Source organism: Microcystis sp. LEGE 00066 (assembly GCF_015207925.1).
Classification (GTDB): Bacteria; Cyanobacteriota; Cyanobacteriia; order Cyanobacteriales; family Microcystaceae; genus Microcystis; species Microcystis ichthyoblabe_A.
Genome location: NZ_JADEVX010000007.1, coordinates 15,627 through 37,956, shown reverse-complemented (window position 1 = coordinate 37,956; position 22,330 = coordinate 15,627). Strand labels below are relative to the sequence as shown.

The following is a 22,330-nucleotide window of genomic DNA, read 5'->3' as shown; positions in this document are numbered from 1 at the left end:
ATCTCTAGATCGCTGAAACAACGCAAAATCGTTTCAAAATGAGAATTGCTGTTATAGGACTGCAAATCATCGACATCAGCAACCCGACAAATCCCATCCTCGTTGGTGAGTATAGTACTTATGCCGCTGCTGAGGGTGTACAAGTAGTCGGTAATTATGCCTATCTAGCTGATGGTGATAATTGGTATGATTGGTCAGGACTGCAAATCATCGACATCAGCAACCCGACCACCCCCATCCTCGTCGGTAAGTGTAATACTTCTGGCGATGCTGAGGGTGTACAAATAGTCGGTAACTATGCTTATGTAGCTGATGGGTCTGGTGGTTTAAACATTATTGATGTGAGTGAGTTTACCAACCCACAAACTGTTACTGTTACTCTTGCTATTTCTCCCAGTAGTGTTAGTGAAGACGGGACAGCTAATATGGCCTATACCTTCACTCGTAGCGGAGTAACCACTAATGCTTTAACGGTTAACTATACAGTCGGGGGGACAGCGACATTTAGTACAGATTATACCCAAAGCGGTGCGGCAACTTTCACCAGTAAAACTGGGACAGTGACTTTCGCTGCTAATTCAACCACTGCTAAAGTCACAATAGACCCCACTCCTGACACTACGATAGAACCCAACGAAACCGTCATTTTAACCCTCGCTGCGGGGACAGGTTATACAGTTGGGACAACTACCCCAGTGATAGGGACTATTGTTAATGATGATACCCCTTCCTCCCCCGGAACTTTATCTTTTAGTTCTCCTACTTTTAGCATCAATGAAAATGGAACACCTGTTACTGCTGTAACGGTCACTCGTACCGGCGGAAGCAATGGCGCAGTCAGCGCAACTGTTAAACTAACAAATGGGACAGCTACCGCACCATCTGACTATAATAATAACCCGATTACCGTTAATTTTGCGAACGGAGAAATCAGTAAAACTGTTACTGTTCCCATTGTTAATGATACTCTCCCAGAACCCGATGAAACGGTTCAATTAATTCTCATCAACCCCACCAGTGGCGCAACAATTGGCAGTCAAAATACTGCTACTCTCAATATTGTTGATAATGATGCTGCAATATTAATTACTGGTTTTCCTCAAGGTTCACAAGGCAGTAATTTAGGGAAAAGTACGATAATTATTTCGGGGCAAAATTTCTCGCCTACTGACAAAATTAGCATTATTTCTCCAACGGGTACTGAAACCTCAGCGAATCAGGTTTATTGGGTGAATAAAACCGAAGCTTGGGCAACTTTTAACCTGCAAGGTTTAGCGACGGGGCAGTATGATGTTAAGGTGATGAATGGCATTAATACCTATACCTCTAATGATACCTTTACCGTCAATAATGACCCCCTAGGAAATCTAAATATTGAATTAAGTTATCCAGCTAGTGGTTTTGTTAAAGTCACTTATACCAATATTGGACAAACTGATCTAATTGCGCCTTTACTGAGAATAAATGCTACTAATGCTACTGTTAATTATCCCGCAGAAAATACCATTAGTGCTACTCTCAAACAACTATTAAATCTCTCTTTGGCAACCAGTGATAATGGTCCGGCGGGTATTCTTGCTCCAGGTGAAAGTGGAGAGTTTTACTTCCAATATACCCCCAATGGTAACGGGTTAATTAACTTTACGGTTAATCAAGTTTCTGCGAATGAAGTAATTAATTGGGCGACAATTAAAGCAGAAACTCGCGCTGATTATAATTTTATAGATTCTGCTGCTTGGGATGCTTTATGGAGTAATTTAACCGCTAGTTTAGGCACAACTGCTGGACAATTTCAAGCAGTAATGGCCGAAAATGCTAACTATTTAAGTCAGTTGGGACAGGAAACCAGTGATTTAACTCGTTTATTTGCTTTTGAATGGAAACAAGCAGTTAACACCCTGACTAATGTAGATTTATTAAGTACGACTGATGTGGTAGATACTGCACCAGGTTTATCTTTAAGCTTTAATCGGACTTTCTATCAGTCTATTGCTGAACGCTACAATTTAGGAACCTTGGGACGAGGTTGGTCTAGTCAGTGGGATTTACGCGCTACTACCAACAGTCAAGGTGATGTTATTATCCGCAGTGTGGGGGATTTACAGCGCGTTTTTGAGAAGCAAACTGGTGACACTTATACGGGAGAAGGGGGTGCCACTTTAACTATTGTTGGTGGTCAGTATCGCTTACAAGAAGCGAGTGGGTTTATTTCTTTATTTGGGAGTAATGGGAAACTCAATTATGTTGAGGATACTAATGGTAATCGGATCACTCTACAATATACTAATAATAATCTAACCAAGTTGGTTCACACCAATGGGGATAGTTTAACCCTGACTTATAATGCTCAAGGACGGATTAACAAGATTACTGATTCTGCGGGACAAGCTACTACCTATAGTTATGATACTACAGGGGAAAATCTGTTATCGGTGACGGGGGTTGATGGAACTACAACCTATACTTATGATACGGGTAATGTGGCGGCGAAAAAATACTCTTTATTGTCGGTAAAATCTGATTTAGGTTATCAGCGTAGTTTTGAATACGATAATCAAGGTCGTCTCACCAAAGAATCTAGCAACGGAAACACGCAAACCCTAACCTACAGTTATGATAGTGTAGGTGGGGTAACGGTGACAGATAGCACCGGAGCATCCCAAACCGTCTTATTAGATGATGGGAGAAATGCTGGACAAATTCGCGGGGTTAATAACCAAAATCTGCTCTTTAATGATGATGCAGATGGTAATTTAGTTGCAACCCTTCCTAATGGCAGTCAATCGAGTTACAGTTACGATAGTAAAGATAATTTAACTCAACAAACGAATTTACTGGGACAAAAGACTAACTTTACCTACGATGCTACCTTTAATCAATTAACCAGTTTTACAGACCCTAAAGGGAATGGAGTAGGGTATAGTTATGATACTAAAGCTAATCTGAATAAGATTACCTACTCTGATGGTAGTACCCAACAATTTACTGTTGATGCTTTAGGGAATATTACCAGTTATATCAATCGTCGCGGTAGTAATATTTCCTACACTTACAATACCAGTGGCCTGCTGACCAAGAAACAATATGGTAACAGTTCGAGTGTTAACTACAGCTACGATACAAGAGGCAATCTTACCAGCGTAGTTGATGGAACAGGAACTATGACGATGCAGTATGATACTGCTAACCGTCTTACTAAGATAACCTATCCTAATGGTCGTTCTCTATCCTATACCTATAATGCAGATGGTCAACGCACCAAATTAGTTTCTAGCGATGGTTATACGACTAATTATACTTATGATACCGTCGGTCGTTTAAAGTCTTTAACCAATGGCACAGGACAAAATATTATTACCTATGACTATGATAGTGCCGGTCGTCTCATTAAGGAAACTAATGGCAATGGAACCTATACCACCTATGAATATGATTTACAGGATCAGTTAACTAAATTAGTCAACTATAAAGCCAATAATACGGTTAATTCTCAGTATCAATATACCTATGATAACTTAGGTCGCCGTACTACCATGACCACCCTAGAGGGGGTCTTTGAATATGGTTATGATGCAATTGGTCAATTAACTTCTGTGATTACTCCTACCAATCGCACGATTACCTATACCTATGATGCTGCAGGAAACCGCATCGGGGTGACGGATAGCGGAGTAACCACGAACTATACTACCAATAACCTCAATCAATATAGCAATGTTGGTAATGGGGTTTATACCTATGATACGGATGGGAATTTAATCAGCAAAACCCAAGGGGGACAGACTTCTAATTATACCTATGATGCTGAAAGTCGCCTGGTTAAGGTTGTTACTCCTTCAGGGACTTGGGACTATGAATATGATGGCTTAGGAAACCGAACTGCTACTATTTTTAATGGACAAAAAACCGAATATTTAGTTGATCCCTTTGGGTTGGGTGATGTGGTTGGGGAATATAATAATAATAGCTTAGTGGCTAATTATACTCACGGGATAGGGTTGGTTAGTCGGGTAAATGGTAACAATAGTAATTATTATGACGCAGATGCGATCGGGTCAACTGTTGGGTTAACTGCAAATGATGGTAGTTATGTTAATAAGTATAGTTATTTACCCTTTGGAGAGGATTTAACTAAAATTGAAGCTGTGGCTAACCCCTTTGAATATGTGGGTCAATGGGGGGTGACAGATGAGGGTAATGGCCTCGATTTTATGCGAGCAAGGTTTTATGATAGTAGTTTGGGACGGTTTACGAGTGTTGATCCGATTGGCTTGAATGGTGGGGATACTAATTTTTATCGGTATGTATTTAATAGTCCTAATACGTTTGTCGATCCAAGTGGATTGTCTTGTAAGAGATTGAGAGATATTGGGATTAATGGATTAGCAAACATTATACTATACCTTCCTTTAATGATTGCAGGAGGGGTGTTAGGTGCGGCAGGTGGAAGCATCGGCTATGCAATTACAGTTTTGAGAGGTATTAAAATTACTAAACTTATAAATAAAGGTGCGGCGATAGGGGTAGTAATTTCACAATTTCTTGTTGAACCAATAGCTGAGTCATACCTAGAAGATTGGCTTGAAGAAAATCTTCCGCAATGCCCACCTGAACCACCTCCCCGCCCAGACGATAAAAAAGACGACGACGATGGCGACGATGGCGGCGGTGGCGGCGGCGACGATGGCGGCGGCGGCGGTTCAAAGGGAGACCCCCACCTAACAACCTTCGATGGTATTAACTACGATTTCCAATCAGTAGGCGAATTTACCCTAGTTAAATCTACTACCGACGACTTTGAAATTCAAACCCGTCAACAACCTTGGAACGGTAGTACCAGTGTATCTGTTAATAGTGCCATTGCCATTAAACTCGGTGGACAAAGGATAGGGTTCTATTTAAATGACCCCAACCCCTTAAAAATTAACGGCATCGCCGCAAACCTTCCCGATGGTCAACTTTATGCCATTGGACAAAACCTCATTGTCCGGGATGGGGACAGTTACAGCATTTTTTCCGCCAATAATGACTACATTAACATTGATTTTAATAGCACTTATATTAATATCAATCTGGGTCTAGCAGAAAACCGCAAAGGGAATCTGATTGGTCTATTAGGCAACTATAACGGCACAACCAATGATGACTTTGCTCTGCGTAATGGAACTGTTATCGGCGGCACTATTACCACTGGCCAACTTTACGGCGAGTATGACGACAGTTGGCGCATCACTCAAGCTACCTCCCTCTTTGACTACGGGACGGGACAAAATACCAACACTTTTACTGACCTCACCTTCCCTAACAACGTCATCACCATTGACTCCCTAACCCCGGCGCAACGCGCAGCAGCAGAACAAATTGCTATCAATGCAGGGATTACTGACCCCGATATTCTCAATGATGCCATTCTTGATATTTTCCTCACCAATGGGGCCCCAGAAATTATTCAAGGTTACGTTACACTACAACGACAAGCGACTATCCGCGCCACCAATACCCTAATTAACCCTGAGGGATTCGGAGACCAACACTGGTTAACCTCCGGGGAAGTCATTCCCTATAATATCCGTTTTACTAACAATGCCGCCGCTGGAACCATACCTGTTGCACAAGTTACCATCACTCAAACCCTCGACTCAGACCTAGACCTCAACACCTTTACCTTACAGGACTTCGGTTTTGGGAATATTACCGTTAATGTTCCCGTCGGGACCCGCAATTACAGCCAACGCCTTGATTTGCGAACCACTCGCGGTGTCTTTGTTGATGTCAATGCTAGTCTAAATACCTCGACCAGGGTATTAACTTGGACATTTATTGCTATAGATCCTACCACAGGCAACCCTGCTAATATTACCACTCAGGGATTCTTGCCACCTAATGACGCAAACGGGTCCGGGACTGGTTTTGTGGGTTACAGCATCCAACCTAAAGCTAATAGTCCCAGTAACACCCGTATAGATGCACAAGCAAGCATCACCCTTAATACCCAAACTATCCAAACTAACCCCGTTTTTAACACCGTTGGTGATACCAGTGTTACTCTTGCGGTTTCTCCTAGTAGTGTTACTGAAGATGGGACAACTAATTTAGTCTATACCTTCACCCGTTCTGGTGTAACCACTGATGCTTTAACCGTCAATTATACCCTCGGAGGGACAGCTACTTTAAATACCGATTACACTCGTACCGGGACTAACAATACTGTCACCTTTGTTGCTAATTCAACAACTGCTAAAGTCACCGTTGACCCCACTGCTGATACCACAGTTGAACCCGATGAAACCGTCATTTTAACCCTCGCGACCGGGACAGGTTATACAGTTGGGACTACCACCCCAGTGACGGGAACAATTACCAATGATGATGTCACCCTTCCCAGTATCACTCTTGCGGTTTCTCCCAGTAGTGTTACCGAAGACGGAACAACCAACTTGACTTATACCTTCACCCGTTCTGGCGTACTAACAAATGCTTTGACGGCTAATTACACCCTCGGAGGGACAGCTACTTTAAATACCGATTACACTCGCAGCGGGACTAACAATACTGTCACCTTTGCTGCTAACTCAACAACTGCTAAAGTCACCGTTGACCCCACTGCTGATACCACATTTGAACCCGATGAAACCGTCATTTTAACCCTTGCGACCGGGACAGGTTATACGATAGGTACGACCACTCCAGTGACGGGAACCATTAAGAATGATGATGTCATCCTTCCCAGTATTACTCTTGCTGTCTCTCCTAGTAGTGTGATAGAAGATGGGACAACTAATCTCGTTTATACCTTCACCCGTACCGGAGTAACCACTAATCCTTTAACGGTTAATTACAGTATTAGTGGGACAGCAACCAATGGAACCGATTACGCTGCGCTTCCCAGCAGTATCGCCTTTGCTGCTGGTTTATCAACAGCTACCGTAATCGTTGACCCCACTGCTGACACTACGGTTGAACCCAACGAAACTGTCATTTTAACCCTCGCTGCGGGGACAGGTTATAAAGTAGGGACAACTACCCCAGTGACGGGAACAATTGCCAATGACGACTTTCCCCAACTATCCATCAATAATATTACCGTGGTCGAAGGCTTAGATAATAATGCCATCCTCACCGTCACAGTTGATAATCCCAATCCACAACCAATTACCTTCAACTATACCACTGCACCCATTAACGCTACCGCCAATGTAGATTACACTAGCAAAACCGGAACTCTCACCATTGCTGCTAATACTTCCACCGCTACTATTAACATTCCCATCCTCAATGATAACCTTAATGAACCTGATGAAGTCTTCACCGTCACCCTCTCCAATCCGGTTAATGCTACCATCAATCCCGACGCAGCAATTGGACAAGTAATTATTACTGACACCCTACAAAGCGCAATTACTCGCACCTTACCCAACAATGTCGAAAACCTCAGACTAATTGGCACTAATAATATTAATGGTACGGGTAACGCTGGTAACAATAATATCACCGGAAATAGTGGCAATAATCAAATCAATGGACGTGCGGGAATTGATACTTTAACCGGTGGTTTAGGTGCAGATACTTTCATCTTCCAATTTGGTCAATCTACCATATCAACAAGCGATCGTATCACAGATTTTGCCATCAATAGTGATAAAATCGACTTATTAACTCAAGCTGGAAACGCTATCAGTGCGCCTAGCAATTTCAGTCGTGCTGCTAATAGCACTGTCACCACTTTACAGAATTTAATCAATCAGGTATTTACTGATGCTAATGGAGCGATTACAGGTAATCAAGGATTAGGGGTTAATAGTGCCGCCTTAGTGCAAGTAACAACCGGTGCAATAGCTGGAACTTATCTCGTTATTAATGATAGCACGGCTGGCTTCCAATCCAGCAATGATTTATTAATAAATATCACCGGATTTACTGGTACTTTACCAGCTTTAGGGAACATTCCAGTAGGTAATTTCTTTGTTTAATTAATACCTTTTTTCTAAAGTAATGGCAGAGATGGTTAATTACCATCACCCACACCCCCTCTCCCTTTTTGGGAGAGGACAGTAAGATGTCTGCCACGAATAAATAAAAATGGTATAACCTTACCTATCAAAACTTTGCCGTCACAATTTAGGACAACAATGGTATGCCATGGGCCTCTACTCTTCTTCATCTTCTTGACTTGACAAAGGCTTTTGTGCAACGTGGCGCACGAAAAGAATCTGCACAATATCGCCAGTGATGGTAACGAGAATTCTGTAGGCACTACGTCCCTTACCATAAATAAGTTGTCGGATTTCTTCCTCCAAGAAATTATTTTCAAAAGCAAGTGAACAACGGTAAGGCATTTGCTCTAGTGACAGAATTGCTTTGTACAATCCTTCTAGCCACAACCTCGCTTTTCGAGGAGAATCTTTACTGAACCACAGATAGGCTTTTTCAATTCCCTGTTGTGCTTGCTGGTTGTATGACCACTTGATACTTTTGGCTCATGGAGAACTGTCCAGCTTATCGAACAATTCAGAGAAGAATTCCTCTGCCTTCTTACCTTTGCCTTGCTTCATCTCTTCAAGACCACGCTTGACTCCTTTAAGCGTCTCAACCAATTCAGCAGCTTCAAGAAGTGTCTGATAGGATTCCGCATCTTGCACGACGAGTGCTGCTTTCCCATCAACCGTAAGCACCAAAGGGTCTTTGGTTTGTTTGAGATGCTCTAGGAACTGGGTCGTGTTTCGTTTAAACTCAGTTAAAGAATGAATGTCTTTTGAAAGGTTGAGCATTATCCTAGCAGACAAAACGCATTTAATTGTATGCTACCACAAATTAATTCCCCTGTGACAAATACCCGCTCCTCTCACGGCTGGCTTCCAATCCAGCAATGATTTATTAATAAATATCACCGGATTTACTGGTACTTTGCCAGCTTTAGGGAGCATTAATGTTAGTAGCTTCTTTATCTAAGTTTCTAAGCTCTCCTTCTAAGTCACCTAGAAAAAGGGTTTCTCGGAGAAACCCTTTTTCTGTGTTAAAAATTGTCAGCTACCCCCGCCATTTATTAGTTACATATTTCTTAAGTAGGTAGGCGTTAAAAGTTGTCAGACACCCCCCTTATCAAGGGGGGACTAAGGGGGGATCGGCACCCCCCTTATCAAGGGGGGACTAAGGGGGGATCGAACCTAAAATCCATTTTTAATTTAATTATAACCAGCTACTTAACATAAAGTTTGATAATAAATGTGGTATAACTTCACAAGAACTTGATATCATTATTACAATAGTCTCAAAAACAATGATCGAATTAAGTACCGCCGCCGCTAGAGAAATTGAACGTTGGAGTCAAAGCTGTCGCCTGAGTGGTTCCTATCTGCGTTTGGCAGTAAAAAATGGTGGTTGTTCGGGACTTTACTACCATCTCGAATTAACCCCTATTGCAGCAGAAAACGATCGCTTTTATCAAAGTCAGGGTATTAATATTTTAGTCGATCCTGACAGCGATCGCTACCTACAAATTTTAAAATTAGACTATTCAGAGGATTTAATGGGTGGTGGTTTCCGTTTTACCAATGCCAACACCCAAAATACCTGCGGTTGTGGTCTTTCCTTTAGCGCTTAATTAACTGCTCCAAATAGCCAAGACAACTAAAAGCGCATTAACCAGATAAAAAGCTCCCACAATCTTGGTTTCCGTCCAACCACTTAATTCTAAATGATGATGAAAAGGAGCCATTTTTAATAATCTTTTGCCCTTGCCATCGGGTCCTTTTGTGGCTTTATAATAGATAACCTGAGCGATTACCGAAAGAGATTCCAGAAAGAAGAGACCACTAATTAAAAATAATCCCCAGAGATGTCCGGCAATTAAACCCACCGCAGCTAAAGCACCTCCCAAAGCGAGGGAACCGGTATCACCCATAAACACCTTAGCAGGGTTGCGGTTATGAAAAATGAAGCCTAGACAAGCACCACTAAAACAAGTGCAGAAAATCGCTAAATCCGGATGACTAGGAGCGATAATAATGGCTAAACCCAAAAAAGCGATCGCAGCTGTTCCCCCCGCTAATCCATCCACCCCATCGGTGAGATTAGTGGCGTTACTTTCAGCCACAAGGACAAATGCCGCCAAAATCCAGAAGAAAAAGCCCAAAGGAATCACTAATCGACCCCAAAGGGTGATATCGGTACTCACCTGATTGACCAACATCCAGAGACAAAAAAGCACCGCCCCCGTTATCTGTAAAATTAACTTCATCCGGGGAGATAGGCCCTTATTCGACTTATAACGCAGAATTTGCCAATCATCTAACCAACCGATACCCATGTAAGCAAAAGTCAGCAAAGCAACCGCCACCACATTAGGAGTGAATTTAGACCAGATTAAAGCGAAAATAAGGGCTACTGGCACAAAAAAGCTGCCTCCCATTGTTGGGGTTCCTGCTTTCTTTAAATGAGCCTGGGGACCATCCTCGCGCATAATCTGACCCATTTTCAAGCGCCGCAGCATCGGGACTACTTGATAACCAAGACCACCACTGATTAACGTTGTGGCCATCAGGGGGAGTAAGAGGGAATTAGTGGACTGAAAAAAAACTACTAACAGAAATAGTAATCCCGTTAGTAGAATCAGGAGATGGGTTCCAGTGGGTTTTTTAAAGATAGGGGCGGAAAAAATGTTAGCGTTCACGACTAAAGCGTCAGATAAGGGTAAAATTTGCCAAAGAAGACGGGATTAATCTTCATCTAAGACTAATTCGTCCTCGTCGTCATCATAACCGATATCATCGACATCCATGAGTTCAGATAGTTCCACATCTTCTTCGAGAGTCAGATCCGGTTCGGCGATTTTATCCCGGGGAATCATGCGATTATTTTTTTCTAACCACTCGACAATGGAAGCGTCTTTTTTTAGGGGAATAACCGCGGCCGGTTCATAGCGGGGTTCTTGACGAATAGAAGGATTAAGCATAATCACTCGACGATTAACAGCAATCATTTCGAGTTTACCATGTCTTTTAAGGCTCTGATAATCTCTTGATTGGCCGCGGGGAAAGTGTAATGATCTAGTTCCTCGATAGTTACCCAGCGGATTTCTTCACATTCGATCGCCCGCGCTTCGCCGCTGAGATAACGACAGTTATATACTTGTAGATTAACCCGAAAATGACTATAGGTGTGATCGATGGTGATTAAATGACTATCCACTGCGATGTCAATGCCAATTTCTTCTAATATCTCCCGTTTAATACATTCTTGTACCGTTTCATTGCCTTCGATTTTGCCGCCGGGGAATTCCCAAAAACCGCCTAGTAGTCCCTTGGCCAGACGGCGATCGATTAAAATTAAATCTCGATCGTCTCTAATTACGGCCACACCGATTTGTTTAGAAGCTAAAGAGTCTGTTTCGGGAATCATAGCGGTTATTGGCGAAAAAATAGGAAAAAATAGTTAAAAACTGACTGCGGAAAATTGAGTCAAAAGATGATATAATCGGGAATTGTACGATTAACGATTAACAATGACAGTCAGTTCCGAATCAAAGTTTATTTTAAAAGTATTGTGGTTAGATCAGAACGTAGCGATCGCTGTAGATCAGGTGGTCGGCAAAGGAACTAGCCCCCTCACCGCTTATTTTTTCTGGCCGCGCAATGATGCTTGGCAACAACTGCAAGAGGAGTTAGAAGCAAAACACTGGATTGATGAGTCCGATCGCGTTGATGTTCTCAACAAAGCCACAGAAGTAATTAATTTTTGGCAAGAGTTACGCAATCAAGGCCGACAAATCACCATGGCCGATGCACAGTTAAAATTCCCCGAAGTTGTTTTTAGTGGTAGCAATTAATTTATAGCAGTTATCTTAATGGGGAGCGACAAAATCTCCAGTTTTAGGCAACGGAAAACAGGAAACTTTTTCACTGATCACCGAGCAGTAGAAGAACTGATAACTGATAACCGAAAAAGAATCGGGTAGGTTTATATAAACCCGCCCGATTTTGCTTTAATTTAATTGGATTTGGTTGGGTTTAAACCGATACTAAACCGCCAGCGGCCTGGTATCTAGCGCGAGCTTTGCGCCATGATTGTTGCGCTTGGATAGTTTTGCGACGGTCATCCCCTTTACTGGCTTCATCGAGACGGGTTTGGGCCCGTTCGTATTCGGTGCGAGCTTTTTCCTTATCGATTTTTGAGCCTAATTCCGCCCCATTAACGAGGACTTTGATCTCATTATTTTCGACTTCGGCAAAACCGCCCAAAACCGCGATATTTTCCCAGTCTTTCCCCGGTCGAATTCGCATTACGCCAATATTCAGGGCAGTTAATAAAGGAGCGTGACCACTAAGAATACCTAATTGTCCCGTGGAACTGGGTAGGATTACTTCTTCGGCCACGTTATCCCAGACAATGCGATCGGGTGTAATAACCCGTACTGTAATGCTCATTGGTGATAATAACGATAATTTTGGCAGATTTCTGGGTTAAGTAACCGCGTTTAGCGGTTACTACTGACTTTTAATTAGCCTTTTTTGAGTTTTTCGCCTTTAGCGATCGCTTCATCGATACTGCCGACCATGTAGAACGCTTGTTCGGGTAAGCTATCGAGTTCACCTTTGAGGATCATCTGGAAGCCTTTGATCGTATCAGCGAGGGTAACGTATTTACCCGGAGAACCGGTGAACACTTCGGCCACGAAGAAAGGTTGCGAGAGGAAACGCTCAATTTTACGAGCGCGGTCAACGGTGAGACGATCTTCTTCCGATAATTCGTCTAAACCGAGAATAGCGATGATGTCCTGTAACTCTTTATAGCGTTGCAGGGTAGATTGGACGGCGCGAGCGGTGCCGTAGTGTTCATCACCGACGATATCAGCTTGGAGCATGGTGCTGGTGGAACCGAGGGGATCTACCGCCGGATAGATACCTTTGGAAGCCAGACCCCGGGATAGTACAGTAGTTCCGTCCAAGTGAGCGAAGGTGGTAGCGGGAGCGGGGTCAGTCAAGTCATCCGCAGGTACATAGACCGCTTGGATGGAAGTGATCGATCCTTCTTTGGTGGAGGTGATCCGCTCTTGCAGGTCGCCTACGTCAGTGCCGAGGGTGGGTTGGTATCCTACCGCAGAAGGCATCCGACCGAGGAGCGCCGATACTTCCGAACCAGCTTGCACGAAACGGAAGATATTATCAACAAATAAGAGAACGTCTTGCTTGTTGACATCGCGGAAATATTCGGCCATGGTCAAAGCGGAGAGACCGACGCGCATTCTCGCTCCGGGGGGTTCGTTCATCTGACCGTAAACGAGGGCGATTTTCGAGTCTTCGGGGTTATCAGCGTTGATTACCTTCGATTCGATCATCTCGTTGTAGAGGTCGTTTCCTTCGCGGGTTCTTTCACCCACACCGCCAAAAACCGAGACACCCCCGTGTTGAATGGCGATATTGTTGATTAATTCCATCATAATGACGGTTTTGCCCACACCAGCACCCCCAAAGAGGCCGATTTTGCCACCTTGACGGTAGGGGGTGAGCAGGTCAATTACCTTGATACCGGTTTCAAAAACCGTCGGTGTTACTTCAAGATCGACTAATTTGGGAGCGGGACGGTGAATAGGAGAGGTTTCGGTGACGTTAACCGGTCCTTTTTCGTCCACGGGTTCACCAAGAACGTTAAAAATCCGACCGAGGGTGCATTTACCCACGGGAACGCTAATCGCTGCGCCGGTATCCACGATATCCATACCGCGCACTAAACCATCGGTGGTACTCATGGCAACGGCCCGCACTTGGTTATCACCGAGTAACTGTTGCACTTCACAAGTAACGGATAAATTTTGACCGGCGGAGTTAGTTCCTTTTACGGTTAAGGCATTATAAATACGGGGCAGGTTGCCACTGGGAAATTCGGCATCGATGACAGGACCGATGATCTGGACGATTTTACCAACGTTAGTTTCTGTTGTCGCTACCATTGTTTATGTCTGCTCTGGGTTTTAGCTGATAACTCCCACAAGGGGAAAGTCTTAATTTTTTGTAAAATTAGCCAATACTCAGCTTATCACGCTAGGGGATCAGATCAGTTATTTTCGCTATCAGCCCTCAGCAGTCGGTCGTCAGGAGACTTGGAAACGGGAGATTATTTTATTTGTTCCCCCCACTTCCCGCTTCCCACTTCCCGCTTCCCGCTCCCTGCTTGACAAACACAGGGGTTTGCCTTTAATTGAACGTTACCTCATGTCTCAAGGAGAAGATGGCCACAGTGTCGAGGGTTTAACTGCTCAAGATATAGGTTGGGATTTTTAAGGGGAAACTCTCTTTTAAAATTGGCGTTTACTTTTGATTTTATTACTCAATCCAAGCTTTTGGGGGGTTGGGGGAAGTCACTGAGTCTCAAATTAAATTAATCAAGGTTGAACAAATGCCAGAAAAAGCGACATTTTTTCAGGGATTACAGATACCAAAATATCATTTTAATTTCTATAAGTCATACAAAAATTTAGGTTAAGATGACCTCTGAGGATGAATTAATCTGATTTTTGACGCTTTCTAGTAAAAGTTGATACAAAAAATGAGGTGTTTTTTGATTGGCTAATTCCAGACTATTCTGATAAATTTTAACAGCATATTCATCATTAATCATTCGATAGTGAATGATTTTTGTCCATTCTGGTGCAGTTATCATTAATTGAGGAATCACTTCAATAAAAGCCTGTATTTGTTGTTGGGGTTCAAAATCTTCTAAAAAATGCAATAAACTAAACATAATTTCAGGATGTTCACAGTTATCATCTAGGATAAGATGTAAGTCTTTTAAATGTTTATCATCAGGATATTTGGCAAGTTTTTCTAATGTTTCCTCAAATAATTTAATTTCTTGGGATGTTTTCATTAAGCGATTCTCTTGTAAGATTTTTATTAAATTCATGGGGTTGTTGCTCCTTAATCAAAAAAGGTTGACCAGGTAGTTTTATTAAGTTGAATGAGTTCTTGTAATCCCTTTCTAATATCTGCATTATATAATCCTTGACCTAGATAAATTGAGCGAATATCCCAAACTTCTTGTGCTAAGGTTTGTCGAGGGGAAAGGGTTAAGTCTGGACTTTTACCATAAGATAAGGTTTGACGATGACGACCCCCTTTTCCGGGGTATAAGTGTTCCATCATGATAGCAATTCCTTGATTAGTTGTGTAACCGTTGATTTTCGCTTTCATATACGCATTGGATGGTAGATGATGGGGGGTTAAGTTATCTCCTCTACGACCTAATTTTAACAAGTCGCCGTATGTCCCGACTTTTCCTTCTCCTGTCAGTAGTTTAAATTGAGTGATGTTGTCTCCTTATGATTATTTTAGACCATAGATTTATCATAGGTGAATAAAAATCTTATCGCTCTTCTATCTCGGAAAATTCCTGTCAACACATAAGTGCTGAAACTCTTATTTTATAAGCGAGCGCTCGCCTATTTTCTAACAACAACTCGAAAATTTAGTTTCTGTTAGTTATTGATCACTCGAAAGCTTGCCCCGAAAGAAAGCTAGAATTTACACACGATCAGAGCTTTTTCCTGATAATTAAGCTTTAATGACCCATTTTCCTCTTTTCCCCCAACTCCAGTGCTTCCCAACCCAAAAAAGTAAGGCAGGCCTTAGCCTACCTTAAAACAAAGCGAGGTTGATCAACTTTGGGGATGCCGATGCGGATGCAGTGGATGGAATTGGTTTATTACCATATATTGTCGATTATAGCAAGGGTTTTGCTGGTTGTATAGATTCAAATAAAAAATAATTGTAAGCTTGACCATAGAGTTTAGTCTATACATTGAGCCACAAGAACTATCTCCTGTCAAATTTTCAAGGGACAGCTTTGCTGAGATGCACTCCTTTCTCGTAACCGTCCGGGAGAATTGTGCTGTAAGATATCTTCAGCTTGAATTGTTTAGGCTCGCAATCGTAGATGAGAATAAATTTCGGTAGCTTTTGCGGCAATAGAGCGATAATCTGAGGAAATTATCGGTTAACTATATGAATTCTGCTAAAATTATCGCCATTATCACAGGAGCGATTTCGATTTTAATCGCCGTTGCCTATTTAATCCTAGTCCAGATTCTGGACTTTCGCACCGAGATGATTCCCGCTCCCCTAGAAGTTATTTTTCCAGGATGGTAAAAATCGGGGTTGAAAAATTTTCAACCCCGGAAAAAGCAATTTTTGAGCGGATTAACCCACCGGTTGTAACTGTAATTGCGAGAGAATATTGTTCTGCTCAGAGCGCTGATGACTAGAGACTGTCACCACACCGTCCGCAGTTACATCTAATAGCGCATGGTCTCCAGAATTGACTTTTCCCGATAACATCGCCACGGCTAAACTATCCTCTAAGCGTCGAGTTAAAGCACGACGTAAAGGCCGCGCACCGTAGCTAGGATCATAACCCTCATTGATGACCAAATCCTTAAAAGCGGCGGTAACTTCCACAGAAATGCCTTTTTCTGTCAATTGTTTGGCTATATCTGCGATAAGAATATCGGCAATCTGGGTAACTTCTTCGCGGGTTAACTGTCGGAAAACAATGATTTCATCGAGACGGTTGAGAAATTCGGGACGGAAATATTGTTTTAACTCCTCTGTCACCCGATTAGAAATCTGTTGGTAACGGGATTGAGCAAAATCGTCAGCCATCTCGAATCCTAAGCTCTTACCGCCTTTTTCGATGACTTTTGAGCCAATATTCGAGGTCATGATAATTAGGGTATTCTTAAAGTCCACCCGACGACCTTGGGAATCGGTCAAACGACCATCTTCTAACAGTTGCAGGAGAAGATTAAAAACATCGGGATGTGCTTTCTCGATTTCGTCAAACAAAACCACTCTATAGGGTTGACGACGCACTGCTTCCGTTAACTGACCGCCTTCATTGTAACCGATGTATCCGGGAGGCGCACCAATTAATTTAGAAACCGTGTGGGATTCCATAAATTCCGACATATCTAGACGAATCATACTGGATTCCGAGCCAAAGAGTAACTTAGCTAAGGCTTTCGTTAATTCGGTTTTACCCACTCCCGTGGGACCGGCAAAAATAAACGAGGCAATCGGACGGTTAGGATTCTTTAAATTTACTCGCGCTCGACGAATAGCACGAGAAACGGCATTTACTGCCTCCTGTTGACCAATAATCCGCTCGTGCAGTTGAGATTCCAGATTTAAGAGCGATTCTGACTCAGTTTCAGTTAATTGGGTAACGGGAATACCAGTCCAAGCGGCGACAATTTGGGCGATTTCCTCCGCATCCACCACCGGAATTAAAGATTCGGGGTTAATTAGGGGTGATTCTTCGCTAACCTCTGCGGGACTTTTACTTTGCAGGGAATAGCGTAGATGGGTGCGGGATCCTGCTTCATCGAGAAGATCGATCGCTTTGTCCGGTAAAAAGCGATCATTGATATAGCGCGAGGATAGATGAACAGCAGCTTCGATCGCTTTTTGATCGTATTTTACCTGATGGAAATCCTCGTAGGTGGCTTTTAAACCGCGTAAAATCTCGATCGCCTGCTCTTTAGTCGGTTCTCCCACCATAACTGGCTGAAAACGTCTTTCTAGAGCCGCATCTCGCTCAATATGCTGTTTATACTCATCGAGAGTGGTGGCCCCTAAACACTGTAACTCGCCGCGAGCTAAAGCAGGTTTAAGTAGGTTAGAAGCATCCATAGCTCCCCCCATGCTACCAGCACCCACAAGAGTGTGAATTTCATCAATAAACAGGATAATACTGCCCGATTTGCGAACTTCCTCCACGATACCCTTTAAACGTTCCTCAAAATCGCCGCGAAAACGGGTTCCCGCCAGTAAAGACCCCATATCGAGGGCAATTACCTGTTTATCCTGCAAAAGTTCGGGAATATCGCCACTATGGATGCGTTGTGCTAACCCTTCAGCGATCGCTGTCTTGCCCACCCCCGGCGCACCGAGTAAAATCGGGTTACTTTTGGTACGACGGCCTAAAATTTGGACAACTCGCTCGATTTCTGGCTCTCTACCGATTACAGGGTCAATTTTGCCATTTTTGACCTCTTGGCTTAAATTGCGACCATATTGGGCTAAAATACCGCCTTGGGGAGTATTTTTCTGGTCTTTATAGTTACTATCACCCGTTAAGCGACCACTAGCGACTTTTTCCCCAGCATTTTTCAGTAAAAGGCCGCGAAGTTTGATCAAATCAACACCCTGCATAATTAAAATTTTAGCGGCTAGGGATTCGGGATCGGCGGTGATAGCAAGTAATAGATGTTCAGGTGCGATCGCCTGTTCCCCTAATTGTCGAGCTTCCTGAAATGCTTGCTCGAACATCTTTTTCGCTTTCGGAGTAAAAGGGATATTAACGGGACTGTAACCGCTGCCACGGCCGGTCATTCCTTCAATCAGGCGGCGACTTTCGTGCAGGGTAACTTTTAAATCCTTGAGAATTAAGGCTGCGGTGGCGGTGGCTTCTCCTATCAATCCTAACAGTAAATGCTCCGTACCGACGACACTGTGACCGGTACGACGGGCTTCTTCTTGGGCGAACATCACCGCTTTGATAGCTTTCTGGTTAAAGTATTCAAACATGATCGACGGCTTCCTGGCTACTGGGCTTTACTTGTTACTGTAACGTTTTCTTTACATTAGCCGGAAGGGGGATATCCGTATCAGTAGGGTGGGTTAGGGGCCAGGAGTGGGGAGTAGGGGCAATTTATGAATTGCCCCTACTAGCGGGCGCATCCCACGGGTCATTTTCTACACCATCCAACGGGCGGCTTCTGTGGTAGGCCGCCAATTGCGAATCGAGTTGCTCTGATGAGCTTCTGGTATTGCATTATGAACTGGAGGTGGCGTGAATTCTGCTTAAGGGAAAACGCTATGGCTCAAGTAGCGGTTAGCGAAATTTTGAACCCTATTATCGAATCTGACACACCGCGCCACAATCCCTCACGGAAGGCGATAGGTCGCTTGAGAAGCAGTAAAACAGGGGCAAATACCTGAAACTCTTTCCCCTGTGAATCCCTAAGCTAGGGAGAAGAATATAAAGATTTATTAAATTGTAGCTTTTGATACATTTGCGGGGGGGAGTGTGTATGCTTCCGCTATCTCCCTTTGGTGTTGGGTTGGGGTGTTGCTTTACCTAGCTACGAGGGAGGGTGATCGCACTACCCGCAATTTCAACAATGGCATGGGCAAGGATGCGCGAGTCTATCTCGATTCGATAGAAACACTACTAAAAAGATTAATATTCATTATGGGTTGGAGAAATTCACTTTTACTAACATTGTTGATTTTGGTTGTTGGCATTGGTCTTGGAGCGATTACAGGAGGTCCTATAATGCGTGGAATTGTCTTCTGGACAGCACTTTGGGCAGCAATTGATTCCCATACAATAGAAATTCATAAGTATAAAATTACAGGATCATTTGTACCATCATTTGGTAATTCATGGTCAGTTTTTTTGTTTCTACTTATCCTTTGGGTGTATTGTTTTCCTGCCTATTTGATTATTAGAGGAAAGATTCTTAGGCTCTTCGGTTTGTGTTATGCAATGGATGGGGGTTATAAGGAATGAAACCCTTATAGAGACAGACATTACCGCGATTTTTGTCAATTGTTTGCGATCTAGAGCGAACTAATCAATTAAATCTCTTGCCAGATAAGGATTTAGTCGATTTATGCCCCCATATCGAACCATACCAAGTCCCGAAGAGCCGATTCTTAAAGGAATTATACCTTTAAGAAACGAAGACGAATAAGGCTACCAATCAATCCAGACTAACTCCCCTCTCCTGCTCCCAGAGGGGTTGGGGGAGAGGTCAAATCATCAAACCATTATCTATCAACGAGTTGCTCATTGCCAAGAAATTTATAAATTTTTCCCTTAGTGCGATAACATGATCTTGTATGGTATTTTCTTCAACCGCAAACTAAAACCTTACCAATATACCGAAAAAGAAACCACAAAAGCCAGCTAAATTGTTTCTAAAAATACCATAAATGCCCCTTCATTCAGTCAGTTGAGGAGGAGAATTTATATCGTATTTTTATGTTATCTTGGGGGTATTTATACCGTTTTGCGGAAGGCAAAAGTCTTATAACATAAACTTTTCACGTTCCTAGTATGTGCCTCACTCATTCGCAAATTGCTATATTTTTACAATCCAAGTCAATCATTTTCAGTCTATACTGTTACCAGTGTAAAATAAATAAGAGGGGTTATTCATAATGAGTCCACATCCGTATAACTTTGACAACCTTCTCTTCTGGAATAACCTGATAAACCAAACGATGCTGAATATTAATACGTCGGGAATAATAGCTCGCTAAATCGCCACTGAGTTTCTCATAAACAGGATAAGATTGATACGGATTTGACTTAAGAATATTTAATAACTCGTTAGCTTGTTTTGCCAACCAAGTACGAGCCAGCTTTTCAGCATCTTTTTTCGCTTGTTTGGTAAAAACCAACTGCCAATTATCCATTTAAAATTGCTCTGATACCCGCCTCATCCACACAATCTTCAATAGAAGTGTTGCCACCTTCAATAATTGAATCTACCATACCAGGAATAGAATACAAATAAAGCGTTTCTTGAATAGAGTTCCAATCTTCCTCAGCAATTAAAATAGCATTCTTTTTCGTACCAGATAACAAAATCGGTTGATGATTATCATTGGTATCATTCACTAATTCATCAATTTGTTCTTTGGCTTCAGTAACAGTAACAATTTTCATGTAACTATCCCTTAAATTAACAACAAGAGTGCAACCGATTCTAACACAAGTCAACTATTATTCAGGATAATAGCACCTTTTCTAAATATTTGTCAAATTTATTTTTGCTTATTCTCGTTGCCAATTCTTGATAAGTTGCCTTGCTCTGAAGAATGGTACATTGACTGATTGATTACTTTTCTGGGTGTTCCTAGTGGATTGAGTAAAGCACTAATAAAAACATTGGTATCTATAACAACTCGATTAGTCTGAGTAAAACTCCTAGTTTGGGTTGAAGCATGAAACCCAACAACTTCCCGGAATATTTTCACAATCTTGGTTGGGTTTCGCCTTGTGAGCCGATTGGTAATACCTGCTCAATAATGATAGCTCAACCCAACCACCTTGTTCCTAGAGATTTACACTTTTTGTTATCTCTGATCAAGGGTTGCGCTTGCTTTGGTTTAACCTGAGCGACTTAGTTTTTGCTGCGCTTTTTTCCGGCTTGAGATTTTGAGTTTTACGGCAACCGCTTGAGTTTTTTTGAATTACCCCTTGACAATCAAGACAGTCGCTACGGCTGATAACTGATAACTGACTTCTAACCCAATGTTCGACAAAGATAAGCAAAAATTATTTATTGACTCCAAAGACTTGAGAATATTTAAATTAACATTTCGCAATATTTACAAATTCTTAAGAATTAATTGAGAAAGATTTTTATTTAACAACGATGTTATGATGGTTACAGCGATTTTACTGAATTTCATAATGGGTTGTTTTGTGCTTTTTTGGGCAGCAATGGTTGAAACCCTTGCCACATCTACAGGGTAATCCTAATTAAGAAAGGTAAATCGGTCAATTTCACCCACAACGATGATCTTTTTTTTGTGTAGTTTTGTTGCAAAAAAAAAGTTTTTTTGACAAAAAGCACAAAGTATGCAGCGGTAGTTATTGGAGAGAGGGGAGAAGGGAGAAGGGAGAAAAAAGCTGACTCCTGAATACTGACTCCTATCTCCTGACTCCTAATGGCTTCCAGTGGGGAATTACTCTACCACCCAGGGAGTGATGGCGGGAGTCCAATCAGCCAATTCTGCATCGCTAAACCAGAGACTAACTTCATCTTTGGCGGTATCTGGGCCATCGGAACCATGGATAAGATTGCGTCCGACACTAATGCCAAAATCACCGCGAATCGTACCCGGTTCAGCATTGAGGGGATTAGTGGCGCCAATAATTTTTCTAGCGGAGGCAATTACTCCTTCTCCTTGCCAAACCATAGCCACCACGGGGGAGGAAGTAATAAAATCGACTAAAGAAGGGAAAAAGGGTCGTTCCTTATGAACAGCGTAGTGTTTTTCCGCTAATTCGCTAGAAACCTGCATCATTTTCAACCCAACCAGTGTAAAACCTTTAGCTTCAAAGCGTTGAATAATTTCCCCCACCAGATTGCGTTGCACACCGTCAGGTTTAATCATTAAGAAAGTGCGTTCCATACTGCCTCTTAAAATTTAGCCATAAATTGTCCCGAAACCCAGATTAACCCGGAATGGCATCCTAGAGAATGGTAGAATTTTCGCTTCAATTGCTGAGTTAGCTTGCCGTGCAAGGTATAAGCTAA

General features: G+C 42.5%; 19 protein-coding genes and 2 pseudogenes. 7 read left to right on the top strand and 14 right to left on the bottom strand.

What is annotated here, in order from left to right; all coding sequences use genetic code 11:
- Window positions 1-38: 38 nt before the first annotated feature.
- Together IQ224_RS24815 and IQ224_RS24810 are read left to right on the top strand one after the other, a co-directional pair.
- Window positions 39-5,156, top strand: a pseudogene (locus tag IQ224_RS24815) (Calx-beta domain-containing protein); the annotation flags it as partial.
- A 663-nt stretch (window positions 5,157-5,819) separates the two neighbouring features.
- Window positions 5,820-7,970: a beta strand repeat-containing protein gene (locus IQ224_RS24810; protein ID WP_370583119.1), complete on the top strand. Its 2,151-nt coding sequence runs from the start codon at window positions 5,820-5,822 to the stop codon at window positions 7,968-7,970.
- Window positions 7,971-8,147: 177 nt separating this feature from the next.
- Here the strand turns inward: IQ224_RS24810 and IQ224_RS02185 are convergent, their stop codons facing one another.
- Both IQ224_RS02185 and IQ224_RS02180 read right to left on the bottom strand, forming a co-directional pair.
- Window positions 8,148-8,417: a type II toxin-antitoxin system RelE/ParE family toxin gene (locus IQ224_RS02185; RefSeq protein ID WP_228036058.1), complete on the bottom strand. Its 270-nt coding sequence runs from the start codon at window positions 8,415-8,417 to the stop codon at window positions 8,148-8,150.
- Window positions 8,418-8,477: 60 nt separating this feature from the next.
- A complete protein-coding gene (locus IQ224_RS02180; protein WP_002746031.1) occupies window positions 8,478-8,768 on the bottom strand; it encodes a type II toxin-antitoxin system Phd/YefM family antitoxin in 291 nt (96 codons plus the stop codon).
- A 61-nt stretch (window positions 8,769-8,829) separates the two neighbouring features.
- Between IQ224_RS02180 and IQ224_RS24805 the strand changes: the two genes are divergently transcribed.
- Window positions 8,830-8,949, top strand: coding sequence for a bluetail domain-containing putative surface protein (locus tag IQ224_RS24805; RefSeq protein ID WP_353734426.1), 120 nt, complete (start codon window positions 8,830-8,832; stop codon window positions 8,947-8,949).
- A gap of 328 nt (window positions 8,950-9,277) precedes the next feature.
- Window positions 9,278-9,601 (top strand): iron-sulfur cluster assembly accessory protein, encoded by a 324-nt coding sequence (locus IQ224_RS02175; protein WP_002746033.1) that lies wholly within the window; start codon window positions 9,278-9,280, stop codon window positions 9,599-9,601.
- Here the strand turns inward: IQ224_RS02175 and mraY are convergent, their stop codons facing one another.
- From mraY to mutT, 3 genes are read right to left on the bottom strand one after another with little or no spacing between them, the layout of a single operon-like run.
- Complete coding sequence (gene mraY, locus IQ224_RS02170) at window positions 9,602-10,669, bottom strand: phospho-N-acetylmuramoyl-pentapeptide-transferase (protein WP_002746034.1); 1,068 nt, start codon at window positions 10,667-10,669, stop codon at window positions 9,602-9,604.
- A 45-nt stretch (window positions 10,670-10,714) separates the two neighbouring features.
- Window positions 10,715-10,978, bottom strand: a complete 264-nt coding sequence (locus tag IQ224_RS02165; RefSeq protein WP_002735746.1) for a DUF3134 domain-containing protein — start codon at window positions 10,976-10,978, stop codon at window positions 10,715-10,717.
- On the bottom strand, window positions 10,975-11,397 hold the full coding sequence (gene mutT, locus IQ224_RS02160) for an 8-oxo-dGTP diphosphatase MutT (protein WP_194032465.1): 423 nt from the start codon (window positions 11,395-11,397) through the stop codon (window positions 10,975-10,977). Before mutT ends, IQ224_RS02165 begins: the two co-directional genes overlap by 4 nt.
- Before the next feature lie 103 nt (window positions 11,398-11,500).
- Here mutT and IQ224_RS02155 point away from each other — a divergent pair, with 103 nt between their 5' ends.
- Window positions 11,501-11,824, top strand: coding sequence for a 30S ribosomal protein PSRP-3 (locus IQ224_RS02155; RefSeq protein WP_002736597.1), 324 nt, complete (start codon window positions 11,501-11,503; stop codon window positions 11,822-11,824).
- A 181-nt stretch (window positions 11,825-12,005) separates the two neighbouring features.
- On the opposite strand, the gene atpC is transcribed toward IQ224_RS02155, so the two are convergent.
- The 4 genes from atpC to IQ224_RS02135 form a co-directional block, all read right to left on the bottom strand.
- Window positions 12,006-12,422, bottom strand: a complete 417-nt coding sequence (gene atpC / locus IQ224_RS02150; RefSeq protein WP_002746039.1) for an ATP synthase F1 subunit epsilon — start codon at window positions 12,420-12,422, stop codon at window positions 12,006-12,008.
- A gap of 74 nt (window positions 12,423-12,496) precedes the next feature.
- Window positions 12,497-13,945: a F0F1 ATP synthase subunit beta gene (gene atpD, locus IQ224_RS02145; protein ID WP_002746040.1), complete on the bottom strand. Its 1,449-nt coding sequence runs from the start codon at window positions 13,943-13,945 to the stop codon at window positions 12,497-12,499.
- 524 nt (window positions 13,946-14,469) lie between these two features.
- On the bottom strand, window positions 14,470-14,898 hold the full coding sequence (locus IQ224_RS02140; protein WP_002746047.1) for an Imm30 family immunity protein: 429 nt from the start codon (window positions 14,896-14,898) through the stop codon (window positions 14,470-14,472).
- A gap of 14 nt (window positions 14,899-14,912) precedes the next feature.
- Complete coding sequence (locus tag IQ224_RS02135) at window positions 14,913-15,185, bottom strand: hypothetical protein (protein ID WP_002746049.1); 273 nt, start codon at window positions 15,183-15,185, stop codon at window positions 14,913-14,915.
- A gap of 810 nt (window positions 15,186-15,995) precedes the next feature.
- On the opposite strand from IQ224_RS02135, the gene IQ224_RS02130 reads away from it, so the two are divergent.
- Window positions 15,996-16,139 carry a hypothetical protein gene (locus tag IQ224_RS02130; RefSeq protein WP_002746053.1) on the top strand — a complete coding sequence of 48 codons (144 nt, stop codon included), beginning with the start codon at window positions 15,996-15,998 and terminating at the stop codon, window positions 16,137-16,139.
- Between the two features lie 51 nt (window positions 16,140-16,190).
- Here IQ224_RS02130 and IQ224_RS02125 read toward each other — a convergent pair whose 3' ends face one another.
- Window positions 16,191-18,578, bottom strand: a complete 2,388-nt coding sequence (locus IQ224_RS02125; protein ID WP_002746055.1) for an ATP-dependent Clp protease ATP-binding subunit — start codon at window positions 18,576-18,578, stop codon at window positions 16,191-16,193.
- Window positions 18,579-19,080: 502 nt separating this feature from the next.
- Here IQ224_RS02125 and IQ224_RS02120 point away from each other — a divergent pair.
- Window positions 19,081-19,566 (top strand): hypothetical protein, encoded by a 486-nt coding sequence (locus IQ224_RS02120; RefSeq protein WP_194032470.1) that lies wholly within the window; start codon window positions 19,081-19,083, stop codon window positions 19,564-19,566.
- Window positions 19,567-20,210: 644 nt separating this feature from the next.
- Here IQ224_RS02120 and IQ224_RS02115 read toward each other — a convergent pair.
- From IQ224_RS02115 to ndk, 4 genes and pseudogenes are all read right to left on the bottom strand, one after another.
- Window positions 20,211-20,477, bottom strand: coding sequence for a Txe/YoeB family addiction module toxin (locus tag IQ224_RS02115; protein ID WP_002746068.1), 267 nt, complete (start codon window positions 20,475-20,477; stop codon window positions 20,211-20,213).
- Window positions 20,470-20,730 carry a type II toxin-antitoxin system Phd/YefM family antitoxin gene (locus tag IQ224_RS02110; protein ID WP_002736246.1) on the bottom strand — a complete coding sequence of 87 codons (261 nt, stop codon included), beginning with the start codon at window positions 20,728-20,730 and terminating at the stop codon, window positions 20,470-20,472. Before IQ224_RS02110 ends, IQ224_RS02115 begins: the two co-directional genes overlap by 8 nt.
- Before the next feature lie 76 nt (window positions 20,731-20,806).
- Window positions 20,807-21,035 (bottom strand): annotated as a pseudogene (locus IQ224_RS24800) (putative toxin-antitoxin system toxin component, PIN family); the annotation flags it as partial.
- A gap of 720 nt (window positions 21,036-21,755) precedes the next feature.
- A complete protein-coding gene (ndk, locus tag IQ224_RS02105; RefSeq protein WP_002746075.1) occupies window positions 21,756-22,205 on the bottom strand; it encodes a nucleoside-diphosphate kinase in 450 nt (149 codons plus the stop codon).
- Between the last annotated feature and the right edge of the window lie 125 nt (window positions 22,206-22,330).

What these genes read in the sequence shown, in the direction of transcription:
- IQ224_RS02180 (WP_002746031.1), bottom strand. Translation starts at nt 8,768, where the DNA reads ATGCTCAACCTTTCAAAAGACATTCATTCTTTAACTGAGTTTAAACGA.
- IQ224_RS02135 (WP_002746049.1), bottom strand. Translation starts at nt 15,185, where the DNA reads ATGAAAGCGAAAATCAACGGTTACACAACTAATCAAGGAATTGCTATC.
- IQ224_RS02140 (WP_002746047.1), bottom strand. Translation starts at nt 14,898, where the DNA reads ATGAATTTAATAAAAATCTTACAAGAGAATCGCTTAATGAAAACATCC.
- atpD (WP_002746040.1), bottom strand. Translation starts at nt 13,945, where the DNA reads ATGGTAGCGACAACAGAAACTAACGTTGGTAAAATCGTCCAGATCATC.
- IQ224_RS02165 (WP_002735746.1), bottom strand. Translation starts at nt 10,978, where the DNA reads ATGATTGCTGTTAATCGTCGAGTGATTATGCTTAATCCTTCTATTCGT.
- mutT (WP_194032465.1), bottom strand. Translation starts at nt 11,397, where the DNA reads ATGATTCCCGAAACAGACTCTTTAGCTTCTAAACAAATCGGTGTGGCC.
- atpC (WP_002746039.1), bottom strand. Translation starts at nt 12,422, where the DNA reads ATGAGCATTACAGTACGGGTTATTACACCCGATCGCATTGTCTGGGAT.
- IQ224_RS02110 (WP_002736246.1), bottom strand. Translation starts at nt 20,730, where the DNA reads ATGAAAATTGTTACTGTTACTGAAGCCAAAGAACAAATTGATGAATTA.
- IQ224_RS02125 (WP_002746055.1), bottom strand. Translation starts at nt 18,578, where the DNA reads ATGTTTGAATACTTTAACCAGAAAGCTATCAAAGCGGTGATGTTCGCC.
- IQ224_RS02175 (WP_002746033.1), top strand. Translation starts at nt 9,278, where the DNA reads ATGATCGAATTAAGTACCGCCGCCGCTAGAGAAATTGAACGTTGGAGT.
- IQ224_RS02130 (WP_002746053.1), top strand. Translation starts at nt 15,996, where the DNA reads ATGAATTCTGCTAAAATTATCGCCATTATCACAGGAGCGATTTCGATT.
- IQ224_RS02155 (WP_002736597.1), top strand. Translation starts at nt 11,501, where the DNA reads ATGACAGTCAGTTCCGAATCAAAGTTTATTTTAAAAGTATTGTGGTTA.
- ndk (WP_002746075.1), bottom strand. Translation starts at nt 22,205, where the DNA reads ATGGAACGCACTTTCTTAATGATTAAACCTGACGGTGTGCAACGCAAT.
- IQ224_RS02115 (WP_002746068.1), bottom strand. Translation starts at nt 20,477, where the DNA reads ATGGATAATTGGCAGTTGGTTTTTACCAAACAAGCGAAAAAAGATGCT.